The organism is Mycobacterium sp. UM_Kg27 (assembly GCF_000972905.1).
Classification (GTDB): Bacteria; Actinomycetota; Actinomycetes; order Mycobacteriales; family Mycobacteriaceae; genus Mycobacterium.
On sequence record NZ_JRMM01000035.1, the window covers coordinates 1 to 15,567 of the forward strand.

16 protein-coding genes are annotated in these 15,567 nt (G+C 69.0%); 13 read left to right on the top strand and 3 right to left on the bottom strand.

Annotated features, from left to right (window positions below; genetic code table 11):
* The first annotated feature begins 133 nt into the window (after window positions 1-133).
* From tatA to LI94_RS08035, 4 genes are all read left to right on the top strand, one after another.
* Window positions 134-364, top strand: a complete 231-nt coding sequence (gene tatA, locus LI94_RS08020) for a Sec-independent protein translocase subunit TatA (protein ID WP_046300863.1) — start codon at window positions 134-136, stop codon at window positions 362-364.
* Window positions 365-403: 39 nt separating this feature from the next.
* Entirely contained in the window at window positions 404-1,312 is a 909-nt protein-coding gene (tatC, locus tag LI94_RS08025) for a twin-arginine translocase subunit TatC (protein ID WP_046300864.1), read from the top strand.
* Window positions 1,305-4,151: an RNA helicase gene (locus LI94_RS08030; RefSeq protein ID WP_046300865.1), complete on the top strand. Its 2,847-nt coding sequence runs from the start codon at window positions 1,305-1,307 to the stop codon at window positions 4,149-4,151. Before tatC ends, LI94_RS08030 begins: the two co-directional genes overlap by 8 nt.
* Window positions 4,152-4,224: 73 nt before the next feature.
* Window positions 4,225-4,950, top strand: coding sequence for a DUF4333 domain-containing protein (locus tag LI94_RS08035; RefSeq protein ID WP_046300866.1), 726 nt, complete (start codon window positions 4,225-4,227; stop codon window positions 4,948-4,950).
* A gap of 19 nt (window positions 4,951-4,969) precedes the next feature.
* On the opposite strand, the gene LI94_RS08040 is transcribed toward LI94_RS08035, so the two are convergent.
* Window positions 4,970-5,923, bottom strand: coding sequence for a 5'-3' exonuclease (locus LI94_RS08040; protein ID WP_024441247.1), 954 nt, complete (start codon window positions 5,921-5,923; stop codon window positions 4,970-4,972).
* An 86-nt stretch (window positions 5,924-6,009) separates the two neighbouring features.
* Here LI94_RS08040 and LI94_RS08045 point away from each other — a divergent pair, with 86 nt between their 5' ends.
* Window positions 6,010-7,155 (top strand): Xaa-Pro peptidase family protein, encoded by a 1,146-nt coding sequence (locus tag LI94_RS08045; RefSeq protein WP_046300867.1) that lies wholly within the window; start codon window positions 6,010-6,012, stop codon window positions 7,153-7,155.
* Here the strand turns inward: LI94_RS08045 and LI94_RS08050 are convergent.
* The gene (locus LI94_RS08050) at window positions 7,152-7,565 is read right to left on the bottom strand and encodes a F420-dependent biliverdin reductase (RefSeq protein WP_024441249.1); all 414 of its coding nucleotides are present in this window, start codon (window positions 7,563-7,565) and stop codon (window positions 7,152-7,154) included. The genes LI94_RS08045 and LI94_RS08050 overlap by 4 nt on opposite strands.
* A 35-nt stretch (window positions 7,566-7,600) precedes the next feature.
* Between LI94_RS08050 and LI94_RS08055 the strand changes: the two genes are divergently transcribed.
* From LI94_RS08055 to ric, 4 genes are all read left to right on the top strand, one after another.
* The gene (locus LI94_RS08055; protein ID WP_046300868.1) at window positions 7,601-8,350 is read left to right on the top strand and encodes an SDR family NAD(P)-dependent oxidoreductase; all 750 of its coding nucleotides are present in this window, start codon (window positions 7,601-7,603) and stop codon (window positions 8,348-8,350) included.
* Between the two features lie 143 nt (window positions 8,351-8,493).
* On the top strand, window positions 8,494-8,811 hold the full coding sequence (locus tag LI94_RS08060) for a hypothetical protein (RefSeq protein WP_024441251.1): 318 nt from the start codon (window positions 8,494-8,496) through the stop codon (window positions 8,809-8,811).
* Window positions 8,812-8,902: 91 nt separating this feature from the next.
* Entirely contained in the window at window positions 8,903-9,292 is a 390-nt protein-coding gene (locus LI94_RS08065; protein WP_024441252.1) for a PPOX class F420-dependent oxidoreductase, read from the top strand.
* A gap of 79 nt (window positions 9,293-9,371) precedes the next feature.
* Window positions 9,372-10,070 carry an iron-sulfur cluster repair di-iron protein gene (gene ric, locus LI94_RS08070; protein ID WP_046300869.1) on the top strand — a complete coding sequence of 233 codons (699 nt, stop codon included), beginning with the start codon at window positions 9,372-9,374 and terminating at the stop codon, window positions 10,068-10,070.
* 18 nt (window positions 10,071-10,088) lie between these two features.
* On the opposite strand, the gene LI94_RS08075 is transcribed toward ric, so the two are convergent.
* The gene (locus LI94_RS08075; protein ID WP_046300870.1) at window positions 10,089-10,790 is read right to left on the bottom strand and encodes a dienelactone hydrolase family protein; all 702 of its coding nucleotides are present in this window, start codon (window positions 10,788-10,790) and stop codon (window positions 10,089-10,091) included.
* Between the two features lie 78 nt (window positions 10,791-10,868).
* On the opposite strand from LI94_RS08075, the gene LI94_RS08080 reads away from it, so the two are divergent.
* The 4 genes from LI94_RS08080 to LI94_RS08095 all read left to right on the top strand — a co-directional run bounded on the left by LI94_RS08080 (window position 10,869) and on the right by LI94_RS08095 (window position 15,536).
* Entirely contained in the window at window positions 10,869-11,357 is a 489-nt protein-coding gene (locus tag LI94_RS08080) for an FxsA family protein (RefSeq protein ID WP_231383998.1), read from the top strand.
* A gap of 115 nt (window positions 11,358-11,472) precedes the next feature.
* Entirely contained in the window at window positions 11,473-13,005 is a 1,533-nt protein-coding gene (locus tag LI94_RS08085) for an amidohydrolase (protein WP_046300875.1), read from the top strand.
* A complete protein-coding gene (gene lnt, locus LI94_RS08090) occupies window positions 12,998-14,788 on the top strand; it encodes an apolipoprotein N-acyltransferase (protein ID WP_082105695.1) in 1,791 nt (596 codons plus the stop codon). Before LI94_RS08085 ends, lnt begins: the two co-directional genes overlap by 8 nt.
* A complete protein-coding gene (locus LI94_RS08095) occupies window positions 14,781-15,536 on the top strand; it encodes a polyprenol monophosphomannose synthase (RefSeq protein WP_024441258.1) in 756 nt (251 codons plus the stop codon). The genes lnt and LI94_RS08095 overlap by 8 nt, the downstream gene beginning before the upstream one ends.
* Window positions 15,537-15,567: the final 31 nt, after the last annotated feature.

Sequence of the window (15,567 nt, forward strand, 5' to 3'; positions counted from 1 at the left end):
TCCTTCGTCGAGCCTCGCTGAACCGCCGGGTTGATGCGGCGGTCCCAGCTTCGCCTCTCCTTCGTCGAGCCTCGCTGAACCGCCGGGCCAATGAGCTGCGGTAGCATCGTGGCGACGTCTGGAGGTAACCAAAGTGAACGCTTTAGGACCGTCGCACCTGGCGATCCTCGCCGTCGCCGTGATCATTCTCTTCGGCGCCAAGCGACTGCCCGATGCGGCACGCTCGTTGGGTAAGTCGCTGCGCATCTTCAAGTCCGAGGTCCGCGAGCTGCAGAACGAGAGCAAGCCCGATTCGACTGCCACCTCGACCACCGTCCAGTCCGAGCGGATCGATCCGCCGGCGGCCGGTGGCCAGTCGGCGTAACCCGGTTCCGCCGTCGCGGCGACCGCGCCCCAATCGACTGTGCGCACGCTCGGAGTTCTGCGGCGGCTCGACCCCCGTCAGCGGCGTAGCCGCACCAATCCCGACGGGACGATGTCGCTCGTCGACCACCTGCGGGAGCTACGTACCCGGCTGCTGATCTCGATGGCCGCGATCGTGCTCACCACGATCATCGGCTTTGTCTGGTACACCCAACCGCTCTTCGGGCTGGAAAGCCTCGGCGAGTGGCTGCGTCATCCCTACTGCGAGCTGCCGGAGTCCGCGCGTGCGGCGATCGCGCCCGACGGACAGTGCCGGCTGCTGGCCACGGCGCCGTTCGACCAGTTCATGCTGCGTCTCAAGGTGGGCTTGGCTGCCGGTATCGTGCTGGCCTGCCCGGTCTGGTTCTACCAGTTGTGGGCGTTCATCACCCCGGGGCTTTACCGCAAAGAGCGGCGCTTCGCGGTGGTGTTCGTCGTCTCGGCGGCCGTGCTGTTCGTCACCGGCGCCATCCTGGCCTACCTGGTGCTGGCCAAGGCGCTCGGCTTTCTGCTGACCGTCGGCAGCGACGTGCAGGTGACCGCGCTGTCCGGCGACCGCTATTTCGGGTTCCTACTGAACCTGCTGGTGGTGTTCGGGATCAGCTTCGAGTTCCCGCTGCTGATCGTGATGCTCAACATGGTCGGCGTCCTCAGCTACGCCCGGCTCAAAGAGTGGCGGCGCGGGCTGATCTTCGCGATGTTCGTGTTCGCCGCGTTCTTCACCCCGGGTTCGGACCCGTTCTCGATGATCGTGCTCGGTTGCACGCTGACTCTGTTACAGGAGTTCGCCATCCAGATCGCCCGGCTCCACGACAGGCGCAAGGCCAAGCGGGAAGCAGCCACCGCCCTTGACGACGAGCAAGCCTCGCCCATCGACGCGCCCACACCGGTCACCACGCCACATGACTAGTCCACCGGAAACGCCCGGACAGACCGAGCTGGATCGGTTCACCGCGGAACTGCCCTTCGGGCTGGATGGTTTTCAGCGTCGGGCCTGCGAGGCCCTGCAGGACGGTCGGGGAGTGCTGGTGTGCGCACCCACGGGAGCCGGCAAGACCGTCGTCGGCGAGTTCGCGGTCCACCTGGCGCTGGCCGGCGGCGGAAAATGCTTCTACACCACGCCGATCAAGGCGCTGAGCAACCAGAAGCACACCGATCTGGTGGCCCGGTACGGCAAAGACCGCGTGGGACTGCTGACCGGCGATTTGTCGATCAACTCGAATGCGCCGGTGGTGGTGATGACCACCGAGGTGCTGCGAAATATGCTTTACGCGAATTCACCGGCGCTGCAAGGCCTTTCCCACGTTGTCATGGACGAGGTGCACTTCCTGGCGGACCGGATGCGCGGCGCGGTGTGGGAAGAGGTCATCCTGCACCTGCCCGAGGAGGTACGGCTGGTCAGCCTCTCGGCGACGGTCAGCAACGCCGAGGAATTCGGCGGCTGGATCCAGACTGTGCGCGGCGACACCTCCGTGGTGGTCGACGAACATCGCCCGGTGCCGTTGTGGCAGCACATGATGGTCGGCAAGCGGCTTTTCGATCTGTTCGAGTCCCATTCCGACGCCCGCGCCGCGGGTGGCCAACCGCGAGTGGACCCCGAGCTGCTGCGCCACATCGCCCATCGCCGCGAAGCCGACCGGCTCACCGACTGGGGAAGCTCGCGTCGAACACGGCACGGGGGCGCGGGCCGCCCAGACCGGCCGACCTACCGGCCGCCGATGCGCCCGGACGTGATCGCGGTCCTCAACGCCGCGGGCCTTTTACCGGTGATCACCTTCGTGTTCTCCCGGGCCGGCTGCGACGCCGCGGTCAAGCAGTGCCTGCGCTCGCCGTTGCGGCTGACCACCGAATCCGAGCGGGCCCGTATTGCCGAGGTGATCGACCACCGCTGCGGCGATCTGGCCGACGACGACCTGGACGTGCTGGGTTACTACGAATGGCGGGAGGGGCTGCTGCGTGGTCTGGCCGGTCACCACGCCGGACTGCTGCCGGTGTTTCGCCACACCGTCGAAGAGCTGTTCGCCGCGGGGTTGGTCAAAGCCGTGTTCGCCACCGAAACCTTGGCGCTGGGCATCAACATGCCGGCCCGCACGGTGGTGCTCGAGCGGCTGGTGAAGTTCAACGGTGAGCAGCACGCCGCGCTGACGCCGGGGGAGTACACCCAGCTGACCGGCCGGGCCGGCCGGCGCGGCATCGACGTCGAAGGCCACGCGGTGGTGCTGTGGCACCCGGCGGAGAGCACCGCCGACCCCGACCAGGTGGCCGGGCTGGCGTCCACCCGTACCTTTCCACTGCGCAGCTCCTTCGCGCCGTCGTACAACATGACGATCAATCTGGTCCAGCACATGGGCCCCGAGCAGGCCCATCAGCTGCTGGAGCAGTCCTTCGCCCAGTTCCAGGCCGACCGGTCTGTCGTCGGCCTGGTGCGCAGCGCCGATCGCGGCGAGCGCACCCTGGACGAGATCGCCGCCGAGTTCGGCGGGCGCGACTCAGCCGTACTCGACTACGCCAGGCTGCGGGCGAAGATCTCCGAACGCGAACGCGCTCACGCCCGCGCTTCCCGGTTGCAGCGCCGTCGGGCCGCCAGTGACGCCCTGGCGTCGTTGCGCCGCGGCGACATCATCAATCTCAGCAACGGCCGCCGCGGCGGGCTGGCGGTGGTGCTGCAGGCCGATCGGGAGTCAGACGAGCCGCGCCCGCTGGTGCTCACCGAGCATCGCTGGGCCGGCCGCATCTCCTCGGCCGACTATTCGGGTGCCGTCCCGCCGATCGGCACGATGAGCCTGCCCAAGCGGGTGGAGCACCGCCAGCCGCGTGTCCGCCGCGACCTGGCCTCGGCACTGCGATCGGCGGCCGCCGGCCTCGATGTGCCCAGCTCGCGCAAGCGCCGCGGCGACGCAGACGAGTCACCCGTGGATCCAGAACTTGCGGCCCTGCGCCAGCGCATGCGCGACCATCCCGTTCACGATGCGCCGGATCGTGAAGCCAAGGTGCGTATCGCCGAGCGCTACCTGCGGGTGGAGGCCGACAACGCGCAGTTGCGCAGGAAGGTCGAGGCGGCCACCAATTCGCTGGCGCGCACCTTCGACCGCATCGTCGGGCTGCTGTCCGAACGCGGCTTCATTCGCGCCGGCGCCGACACCGAGCGCAGCGACGACGACCAGACGCGCGCTGACGCGGTCGACGCGGGGGATGGCGGTCCCCGCGTCACCGACGATGGCCGGATGCTGGCCCGGATCTACAGCGAGAGCGACCTTTTGGTTGCCGAGTGCCTTCGCACCGGGGCATGGCAGGGTCTCAAGCCCGCTGAACTGGCGGCGGTGGTCTCCGCGGTGCTCTACGAGACCCGCGGCGGCCAGGACTCCAGCGGCGCTGGCGGACTCTCAACCCTGCAGGCGCCAACCGAAGCGGTGCGCCGCGCCCTGCACCAGACCCGCAAACTCTCGGCGGCACTGCGGGCCGACGAGCGCCGGCACGGCATCAACCCGACCCGCGAACCCGACGACGGGTTCGTCGCCGCGGTCTACCGGTGGGCCCGCAGCGGCGATCTGGCCTCGGCACTTGCCGCGTCGGATGCGGCCGGCGCGGGAACGCCGCTGTCAGCGGGTGATTTCGTGCGCTGGTGCCGGCAAGTGCTCGACCTGCTGGATCAGCTGCGAAATGCGGCCCCCAGTCCGGAGTTGCGGGCCACCGCAAAACAGGCGATCGACACGGTTTTGCGCGGGGTCGTTGCCGTTGACGCCGGGTAGGCTGGTCCGGGCGCTACGGTGGAGAGCCGGCGGTGATCAGCACCCGCTACGTGAGAGGACTTGAGGAACAACGATGAGCGGACCGCAGGGATACGACCCGACGCAGCCGTGGCAGCCTCAGCAGCCCGGTCAGCCCGAGGACCAGGGCACCGGACAGGGTCCCGCGACCGGAGCTGAGCAGCAATGGCAGCCCCCGGCCTACACGCCGCAGCAGTACCCCCAATACCCGCAGCAGGGCGCGTACCCGTCGGCGCCGCAGCAATATCCCGGCTACCCGCAGCCCGAGCAGTACGGTCAGCCGTCGCCGTACGGCCAGCCGGGCCAATACGGTCAGCCGTCGCCCTACGGCCAGCCGGGCCAGTACGGTCAGCCGTCGCCGTACGGTCAGCCAGGCCAGCCAGGCCAGTACGGTCAGTACCCGCAGCAGCCGGGGCAATACCCGGCGCCGGGCACCGCGACCAAGCGCCCGTCCGGGATGGTCAGCTCGGTGCTCGCCGGGTGCGTGGGCGTCGCCGTCCTGGTGCTGCTGGTGCTCGGCTTCTGGAAGCCGGGTTTCTTCGTGACCACCAAGCTCGACATCGACAAGGCCCAGGAAGGCGTGCAGCAGATCCTGGCCGACCAGACCAACGGCTACGGCGCCAAGAACGTCAAGGACGTCCGCTGCAACAACGGGCAGAGCCCGGTGGTCAAGCAGGGCGACACCTTCAACTGCGAGGTCAGCATCGACGGGACCAAGCGTCAGGTCACCGTCACCTTCCAGGATAACTCGGGCACCTATGAGGTCGGCCGGCCCAAATAGGCCGCATTAACCGGCTGGCTTAGTCCGGCAGCGTGTCCAGCGCTCGCTGGAGCCGGGCGATCGAGGAACCGACTCCCAGGCGCTCCGCCAATTCGGCGACCCGCGCCGGGTCGGCTGCCACCCGCGGCAGGGTGTCCGACGGTGTCGACAGCGTGACCGGAGCGTCGGTGGCCACGCGTACCACCGGACCGGCGGCCTCGATGTAGGGCTGTCCCGCCTGCAGTTTGGCCCGAACCCCCTTGGCCATAGGCGATCCCGGGTCAGCGGCGGCGGCCAGCACTGCTTCGAGCGAGCCGTACTGGGTCAGTAGGCCGGCCGCCGTCTTCTCACCGATGCCGGCCACCCCGGGCAACCCATCGGAGGGGTCACCACGCAGCAGGGCCATTTCGGCGTAGGCAGCCCCGGCCCGCTCCGGCGGCAGGCGGTAGCGTTCGGCCACCTCGTCCGGTCCGAACAACGTCGCCTTGGCCAGTCCTTGGCCCAGATAGAGCACCGACACCGCGACCGGCTGGTCGGCGACCACCTGCAGCAGGTCGCGGTCACCGCTGACGACGATCACCGGGTCGCGTTGTTCGGCGGCCGCCAAGGTGCCCAGCACGTCATCGGCCTCGAAGTCGGGTGCGCCACCCGTGGTGATGCCGAACGCGTCGAGCAGCTCGGCGATCATCTCCACCTGCGGGCTCAGCTCGTCGGGCACCTCTTCGATGTCTGAATCATCGGGCACCTCTTCGGCCACCCGGTGCGCCTTATAAGACGGGATGAGGTCCACCCGCCACTGCGGTCGCCAGTCCAGATCCAGACAGACCACCAGCCGGCTGGGGCGCTGGCGGGTGATCAGGGTGGCAACCGAGTCGAAGAAGCCGCGCACCGCGTTCACCGGCCGGCCGTCGGGTGCGGTGATCGAGGACGGCACCCCGAAGTAGGAACGGAACCACATGCTGGCACCGTCGAGCAGCAACACCGGAGCAGTCATGGGTGCCAGCCTATTGGCCGGCGGTTGGCATGGCTCGACGGAGGAGAGGCGAGCTGGACCGTCATTTAGGTGCGCCCGATAGCCTGATGTGCGTGACTTCCCGCTTCGAAAGCAGTGTCTACGCCCACCGATTGGCTGCCGCGGCCGCCGCGGCCGCGAAAGCCGGCCTGGCCGGCCTGGTGATCACGCCCGGCTACGACCTGCGCTACCTGACCGGGTCGCGGGCGCAGACCTTCGAGCGGCTCACCGCGCTGGTGCTGCCGGCCTCCGGTTCTCCGACCATGGTGGTGCCGCGGCTGGAGCTGGCCGCGCTGCGCGAATCCGCGATGGCAGACCTAGGGGTGGAGGTGCGGGACTGGGTCGACGGCGAAGACCCCTATCGCATGGTGGGCGAGGCGCTGGGCGCAGCATCGTCGTCGGCTGTTGCTGTCACCGACTCGATGCCGGCGCTGCACCTGTTGCCATTGGTCGACGTGCTCGGGTCAACGCCCGTTTTGGCGACGGGCGTCCTTCGTGATCTGCGAATGATCAAAGACCCCAGCGAGATCGATGCCCTGCGCAAGGCCGGCGCGGCGATCGACCGGGTACATGCGCGGGTGCCGGAGTTCTTGGTGGCCGGCCGCACCGAAGCCGACGTGGCCGCCGACATTGCCGCGGCGATCGTGGCCGAAGGTCATTCGGAGGTGGCCTTCATCATCGTGGGTTCGGGCCCGCACGGCGCCGACCCGCACCATGAGTGCTCCGAGCGGGTGCTGCAGGCCGGTGACATCGTGGTCGTCGACATCGGGGGGCCGGTCGAGCCCGGGTACCATTCCGACTCGACCAGGACCTACAGCCTGGGCGAGCCGAATCCCGAGGTAGCGCAACATTATTCGGTGTTGCAGGAGGCGCAGCGTGCCGCGGTCGCCAGCGTTCGCCCGGGCATGACGGCGCAACAGGTCGACGCGGCGGCCCGCGACGTGCTGGCGAAGGCCGGTCTGGCCGAATACTTTGTGCACCGCACCGGCCACGGCATCGGCCTCTCGGTGCACGAAGAGCCCTACATCGTTGCGGGCAATGATGAGACGCTCCGGCCGGGGATGGCGTTTTCGGTCGAACCCGGCATCTACTTTCCCGGCAAGTGGGGCGCCCGCATCGAAGACATCGTGATCGTCACCGCCGACGGCGTGGAATCACTGAACAGTCGGCCGCACGACCTGGTGGTGGTCCCGGTGAACCGGGCGACCGGCTAGCGGTTGCCGCGGTCGAGCAGGTCGGCAGAACCCAACACTCGCTCCACCTGCACTTCGATCACCACTCGCTGGGGATTGACCCGCGGGGTCCGGTAGCGCTGGGCGTAGCGTAGCTCGGCGTCACGAACCGCCGCGGGGGCGTCGTTGACCGTGGCGCTGCCTTCCAGGGACAGCCAGCGCGCGCCGTCGACCTGGCTCAGCACGGCGACCCCGGCGCGTTCGGCGTTGACCGCCTTCTGCGATCCGCCGGTGGTGATCACCCGGGCGATGTGGGTTTTCGGGTCGAAGGTGAACCCCACCGCGACCACGTGCGGCGAGCTGTCGGCACGCAACGTGGTCAGCATCGCCAGGTGGCGTTCGGTGAGAAACGCCAACGCGTCACTGGTGAGTCGAGTCGTTGCGTTCGCCATCACCGCCCACGCTAGCGCAGGCGATAATCTCTGCCGTGAGCGACACGGTTGACGGGCCGGTGGTGATTTTCGGCGGACGCAGTGAGATCGGCCTCGAGTTGGCGCAGCAGCTGGCGCCCGGCGCGACGGTGGTGCTGGCGGCGCGCTCCGCCGAGCGGCTTGAGGCCGAAGTCGCCGCGGTGCGCTCGGCCGGCGCGACCGCGGTACACACCAAAGAGTTCGATGCCGACGACGTGAGCGCCCACGGCCCTCTGGTGGCAGAACTGATCGCCGAGCACGGTCCGATCGGCACCGCCGTGTTGGCGTTCGGCGTGCTGGGCGATCAGGCCCGCGCGGAGTGCGATGCGGCGCACGCGGTGGCCGTCGTGCACACCGACTACGTCGCCCAGATCAGTTTGCTCACCCACCTGGCGGCGGCCATGCGCACCGCCGGCCGGGGCCGCATGGTGGTGTTCTCCTCGGTGGCGGGGGTACGGGTCCGGCGGGCCAACTACGTCTACGGCTCGGCGAAGGCCGGACTCGACGGCTTCGCCAGCGGGCTCGCCGACGCACTACATGGCACGGGCGTGCGCCTGCTGCTGGTGCGACCGGGTTTCGTCGTCGGCCGGATGACCACCGGCATGGATCCCGCTCCACTGGCGAGCACCCCGCAGCAGGTGGCTCTGGCGGCGGCCCGGGCCCTGCGCAAGGGCCGTCGCGCCGTATGGGTGCCGTGGGCCCTGCGCCCACTGTTCGCCGTGCTCAGAACGCTGCCGCAATCTGTGTGGCGCCAGATGCCGCGTTAACAAACGGGGGGTCCGCGCAGGCCCGCAACCGGGGGCTCCGTAGAATGTCTCGGAACCCGACATACCGGGTTGTGGGAATACGCGAAGAGTTTTGGCATAGGTTTCTGACCTCTTCCCGCCTGACAGGACTAGAGTGTACATCCATGGACGATCGTAAAAAGGACCCGTCGGTCGTGCTGCCTTACCTGGTCGGTAGGCCGCTTCCGGCAACCGAGGTATACGAGGCCTTCGGATATCGGAAGTCCGCCTACTACAAGGCCGCACACGAAGGGCGCTTGATCACCGCCGACAATCTGATCCGAGTTGCCACTCACTTCGGATTGAACGCGGTTGATCTGCTGGTGCGCTACGGGCTGATCACCCTTGATGCCGTCGCTGACTTCGTCGATGCGGAGCAGCCGAAGTCCGAGCTGCCCAAGCTCGCCGACTTGCATCCCATCGCCAACCGCCCGCCGCTGTAACTGTTGGGCGTGCGCCGCTGTCGCCGCGGAGCCGGACCCGTACCTAGCCAGGAAAAGGGACCCGGGGCTCTGGGCGGGTAAGTTCGCGGCCATGACCCCGACTTTCGCCCAGATCGCCAAGTCTGACTATTTGCTGCTGACCACGTTCACCAAAGACGGCCGGCCCAAGCCGACCCCGGTGTGGGCCGCGCCCGACGGCGACCGACTGCTGGTGATCACCCAGGAGTCGTCCTGGAAGGTCAAGCGCGTCCGCAACACCCCGCGAGTGACCTTGGCGGTGTGCGATGTGCGGGGACGACCCAAGAGCGAAGCCATCGAGGCGGTCGCCACAATCTTGGACAAAGCCGACAACGGCGCCGTCTATGCAGCAATCGGCAAGCGTTACAAGCTGATCGGGCCGGTGTTCAACTTTTTCAGCAAGCTGCGGGGCGGCATGCGCACCAACGTCGGGCTCGCATTGACCCCGGCAGATCGGGAGTGATCGACTACATCACATATAATGGACTTTGTTCATTTAAATGTGCATGGTTGGATCGCAACCCCGATCTCTAGGAGCCACCATGGCAACCGTCACTTCCGATCAGATTCTCGGTGACATCGTCACCGCCGACCCGTCGTCGACCCGCATCCTGAGCCGGTTCGGGATCGATTTCTGCTGCCATGGTCAGCGCACCCTGGGCGCGGCGTGCGCCGCCGACGGCGTCGACGCCGAGGAACTGCTGGCCGCACTCAACGGCGCATCTCCGGGGCGGCCGGCCGACTGGGCGGACTACGACGACCCCTCGCTGATCGCCCACATCGTCAGCACCCACCACCGGTTCCTGTGGGAGGAGTTCCCGCGGTTGGCGGAGCTGGTGGACAAGGTGGCGCGGGTGCACGGTCCCAACCACGGCGAGCTGCTGCGGGTCAGCGAGGTCTTCCATCGGCTCCGCGGCGGCATGGAGCCGCACCTGCGCACCGAAGAGACGCGGTTGTTTCCGCAGATCAGCCTGCATGCCGGGGGATCGGGTACGCCGCTGCCCGACGAGGTGCGCACCGAACTGGCCGAGAACCAGCAGGAGCATGACAATGCCGGTCACCTGCTGGCCGAACTGCGTGAGCTCACCAACGGCTACCGCGTCCCGGCGGATGCCTGCGCCAGCTACACCGCGATGCTGGCTGGTCTGGCGGACTTGGAGTCCGACATCCACCTGCACGTGCATAAAGAGAACAACGTGCTGTTTCCGCGGGTGCTGGCGGCGGCCGGCGGTCCGGCCTAAGCGGTCAAGGCGAAACGGTCACCCTGTGGGGTGCAGATGTTGGCCGAAGAAGCCGAACACGCGGTCCCAGGCGTCGGTGGCGGCGGCCTCGTTGTAGCCGAAACCGGCGATGCGGATCAGCGGCTGGGCCGGCAGCTCGTTGGCGAAGCTGTGGCCTGCGCCGGAATACACCTTGATGTCGTGGGCGATGCCTTTGCCTTCGACCACCCGACGTAACCGATCGGCGGCGCCGCGGCCCATCGGGTCGCGGCCTCCGAAGCTGGCCACGATAGGACATGCCCCATCGAGGGTCTGTTCGAGGTGGCGCGGCAACGGCACCCCGTAGAACGGGGCGGAGGCCCCGAAACCCTTGGGCGCCAAGATCAATGCGAACTGGCCGCCCATGCAGAAGCCGGCGATGGCGACCGCACCCGAGCACTCGGGCATGCCCAGCAGGTGATCGCGGGCCGCCAAGATGTCGTCGAGGGCGCGGCCGCGCTGGGTGAGCAGTTCCCGGAACACCCGGGTGATGCAGCGCGCCCGGCCGCCCCGGGAGTACAGATTCGGCGACAGCGCGAGGTAACCCGCGCCCGCGATACGTTCGGAGATGGCCTGCATGTCCCTGCCGTAGCCGATCGCGTCGTGGATCACCACCACACCGGGCCACGGCCCGGGCCCCGCCGGAGCGTCCAGCAGCGCATCGATGGGGCCGGCGGGCGCCTCGAGTTGGATCCTCGTCATCGCATCAGTATTGCCGTCCCGGCACGTCGTCGCGATGGGCTGGAACCACATCACCGGCCCGAACGTTGGGATGGCATGGTGAGCGGTGTGCTGCGGATCTTCGGTCTCTACGCCCTGGTGGAGCTGGCGGCGGTCGCCGCGTTGATCTGGGCGATCGGGTTCGGCTGGACGGCGTTGCTGCTGCTGGGGCTCTTCCTGGCCGGGGTAGTGCTGGCAGGCGGGCAGATCAGGCGGCAGATCCGCCGCCTGCGCACGCCCGCCGGCCCGGGTGTTCTCGCCGACAGCGGGCTGGTCACGGCCGGCAGCGTGCTGGTCCTCGTTCCGGGACCGGTGACCTCGTTGGTGGGTCTGCTGCTGTTGGCGCCCCCGACCCGGGCCGTCGCCCGTCCGCTGCTGGCGGCGGTGGCGGCCACCACGCTGGGCAGGCATACCCCGCTGGTGGCTGCGGCCACGGTCGGTCGGCAGTGGTACACCACGCGGCGGCCACCCGGAAGCCGAACCGACTACATCGACGCCGAATTCGTCGACGTCACCGACACCGGGCCGCGCGGCCTTCCGGTCGCCTGACCGGCAGCCTGCGCCAACCCGTACGTTCTACGTCGTGACCGTTGTGACCGGCAGGCCTGCCACCTTGCTGCTCGGCGGGCGAATCCACAGCCCGAGTCATCCCGACGCCACCGCGATGGCGGTCCGGGACGGGGTGGTGGCCTGGTTGGGCAGCGACGACGTCGGCCGCGATCAGTTCCCGCAGGCCGAGGTGATCGAACTCGACGGCGCGCTGGTGACGCCGGCTTTCGTGGACAGTCACGTCCACCTCACCGAGACCGGACTGTGCCGCATCGGGCTGGACCTTCGGGCGGCGACCTCGGCGCAGCACTGCCTGCAACTGATCGCCGACTACGCCGCAGCCCATCCGGGTGAACCGATCCGCGGACATGGCTGGGACGAATCCGGCTGGCCCGACGGTCGTGCCCCCGACACCGCGGCGATCGACGCCGTGGTGGGGGATCGACCCGCATACCTGTCTCGCGCCGACGTCCACTCCGCGTTGGCCTCGACGGCGTTGCGCAACCTGGTGCCGGATCTGCCGGCCGAGATCGACGCCGCCGTCCCGCTGTCCGGCGATGCCCACCATCGGGTCCGTTCCGTGGCCGGCACCCTGCTCACCGCCGCACAGCGCGCCGAAGCCCGGGTGGCCGGACTGGATGCCGCCGCCGCGGCCGGGATCGTCGCGGTACATGAATGTGCCGGCCCGGACATCGGCGGTCTCGACGACTGGCGCGAACTGCGGGCCCTGGGCGAAGGCGGCCACGGCGTCGAGGTCATCGGCTACTGGGGCGAGGCCGTCACCAGCGCCGCCCGGGCACGCGAGCTGGTCGCTGAGACCGGTGCACGCGGACTCGCCGGCGACCTGTTCGTCGATGGCGCGCTGGGCTCGCACACCGCTTGGCTCCACGCGGACTACGCCGACGCCCCCGGCAGCACCGGCGTGTGCCATCTGGACCTCGACGCCGTCACCGCCCACCTGTGGGCCTGCACCGAGGCGGAGGTGACGGCCGGATTCCACGCGATCGGCGACGCCGCGGTCACCACGGTGGTTGCGGCGCTGGAACGGGTGGTCGGGAAATTCGGGGTGCCCGCGGTGGCCCGTTGCGGACATCGGCTGGAGCACCTGGAGATGGTCAGCGCCGAGCAGGCCGCCAAGCTGGGCTCCTGGGGCGTGATCGCCAGCATGCAGCCGGTGTTCGATGCACAGTGGGGCGGCGAGGACGGCATGTACGCCCAGCGCCTGGGTGCCGAGCGAGCCGCCGGGTTGAACCCTTTCGCGCTGTTAGCATCCCAAGGCGTGCCCCTCGCGTTCGGTTCTGACAGCCCGGTGACCGCACTGGACCCGTGGGCTGCCGTGCGCGCCGCAGCGAACCACCGCACGCCGGGCAGTGCGGTATCGGTGCGGGCGGCGTTCGCCGCGTCGACGCGCGGTGGCTGGCGGGCCGCCGGTATCAACGACGGCCTCACCGGGACCTTGGCGGCCGGTGCGCCCGCCTCCTATGCGGTCTGGGAGACCAGCGCCCTTGCCGTTGAGGCACCTCGCGACTCCGTTCAGCGATGGTCGACCGATCCACGCGCACGGGTGCCCGCGCTGCCGGTGCTCGAGCCCGGCGCCAGTCCCCGATGCCGTCGCACGGTGCACCGTGGTGTGGTCCTGCATGGTTGAGCCCACCGAGGAACCGGCAGCGGAAACCCCGGCGGACCCCGTCGACCCGGCCGCTGACGTTTCCACCGAATCTGACGGCGAGGTTCTCACCCACGCCGAGCCGGCCGGGCCGAACCGGCTCGAACGGCTGGGCATCGCCGCGGCCGATCGCTGGGCGCAGCTGGCCGCATCGGTGACTGCGGGCATGTTGTTGCGTGCCAGTTTCCCCCCGCTGAACTGGTGGTGGGCCGCGATTTTGGCGCTCGCGCTGCTGAGCTGGGTGCTCATTCGCCGAGAGACCACCCTTGCCGGGGGTTTCGGGTATGGCCTGCTGTGTGGCCTGGCGTTCTATCTGCCGCTGCTGCCGTGGGTGGGCGGGCTGGTCGGCGCCGCGCCCTGGCTGATCCTGGCGTTGATGTGCGCACTGTTTCCCGCCCTATTCGGGTCGGCGGCGGTGGCAGTGCGGTCCCTGGCCGGCTGGCCGATCTGGTTCGCGCTGCTGTGGGCCGCCCAGGAATGGGCGAAGTCAGTAGTCCCGTTCGGGGGGTTCCCTTGGGGGGCCGTGGGATACGGCCAGACCGCGGGACCATTGCTGCCCCTGGTCACGCTCGGCGGCGTGCCACTGTTATCGACCGGAGTGGTGCTGATCGGTTGCGCCGGCACCGCTTTGGCCATCGAGATCGTGCGGTGGCTGCGGAACCCGCCGGCACCCGGCTCCACCGACCGCCCGCCGGCGGTGCTGGTGCCCGGACTGTGTATCTGCCTGGTGCTGCTGACCACCGTCGTGGTGTGGCCGGGGGTGCGCCGTTCCGGCGTGGGAGCCGGCGACGAACCCTCGATCACGGTGGCGGCGGTGCAGGGCAACGTGCCACGACTCGGGCTCGACTTCAACGCCCAGCGCCGGGAGGTGCTGGACTATCACGTCCGCGAAACCCTGCGGCTGGCAGAGGATGTCGCGACCGGGCACGCCCCGCAGCCACTGTTCGTGATCTGGCCGGAGAACGCCTCGGACATCGACCCGTTGACGAACATCGATGCCGCGCAGCAGATCACCGTCGCCGCCCAGGCGGTCGACGCCCCGATCCTGGTGGGCACGGTGCGTGCCGCGCCCGGCTGGAGCCGGGACAATCCGGTGGCGTCGAATTCGGTGCTGGTGTGGGATCCGCGCACCGGGCCGGGGGAGAGCCACGACAAGCGGATCGTGCAGCCGTTTGGTGAATACCTGCCGTGGCGCGGCCTGTTCCGCCACCTGTCCGGCTATGCCGATCGGGCAGGGTATTTCGTTCCCGGCCACGGCAACGGGGTGGTGCACGTCGCCGGCGTCCCGGTCGGGGTGACCACCTGTTGGGAAGTCATCTTCGATCGCGCGCCGCGCCAGTCGGTGCTCGCCGGCGCCCAGCTGCTGGCGGTACCGACCAACAACGCCACCTTCGACGAGACGATGAGCGAGCAACAGTTGGCGTTTGCCAAGGTGCGCGCCGTCGAGCACGACCGTTACGTCGTCGTCGCCGGAACCACCGGAATCAGCGCGGTGATCGCCCCCGACGGACGTGAGCTGGCCCGTACCGCCTTCTTTGAGCCCGCCTACCTCGACAGCCACGTGCGGCTCAAGACCACCCTGACGCCGGCGACGCGGTGGGCGCCGGTGCTGCAGTGGGTGCTGCTCGCAGCGGCCGTTGCGTCTCTGCTGGCCGCCATACGGCAAAATGGAAACTTCATGCGCGGTCGGATTACGCGACGACATTTCAAGCGGGGCCGCACCGGCGCCGATGCGGAGAACGGGAGGAACGGCGCCGATGAGTGAGCGTCCCAGCCTGCACACTCTGGTGGTCATCCCCACCTACAACGAGCTCGAGAATCTGCCGATCATCCTGGACCGGCTCCAGCAGGCCCGACCGGACGTGCACGTCCTCGTTGTCGACGACGGCAGCCCCGACGGCACCGGCACGCTGGCCGATGAGCGGGCGGCCGCCGACCCGGAGCGCATTCACGTCATGCACCGGACCTCCAAGGCCGGACTGGGCGCGGCCTACCTGGCCGGGTTCGCCTGGGGGCTGGACCGCAACTACGAGGTGATCGTGGAGATGGATGCCGACGGCAGCCACGCTCCCGAGCAGCTCTACCGATTGCTGGACGCCATCGACGCGGGCGCCGACCTGGCGATCGGCTCGCGTTACGTCGACGGCGGGACGGTACGAAACTGGCCGGTGCGCAGGCTGGTGCTGTCCAAGACCGCCAACACCTATGCGCGGCTGCTGCTCGGCGTCGGAATCCACGACATCACCGCCGGCTACCGGGCCTACCGGCGCGGCGTGCTGGAGAAGATCGGGCTGGACGCGGTCGACTCGAAGGGCTACTGCTTCCAGGTCGACCTCACCTGGCGGGCCGTGAACAGCGGATTCACCATCACCGAGGTGCCGATCACGTTCACCGAACGTGAGCTGGGCGTGTCGAAGATGAGCGGCTCGAACATCCGCGAAGCGATGGTCAAGGTCGCGCGGTGGGGGATCGGCGGCCGGCTCAACCGGCTCCGGGGCGTCGTCCGGAGCTAAAACACCGCGACGTCTCGGGTGAGACGCCGCG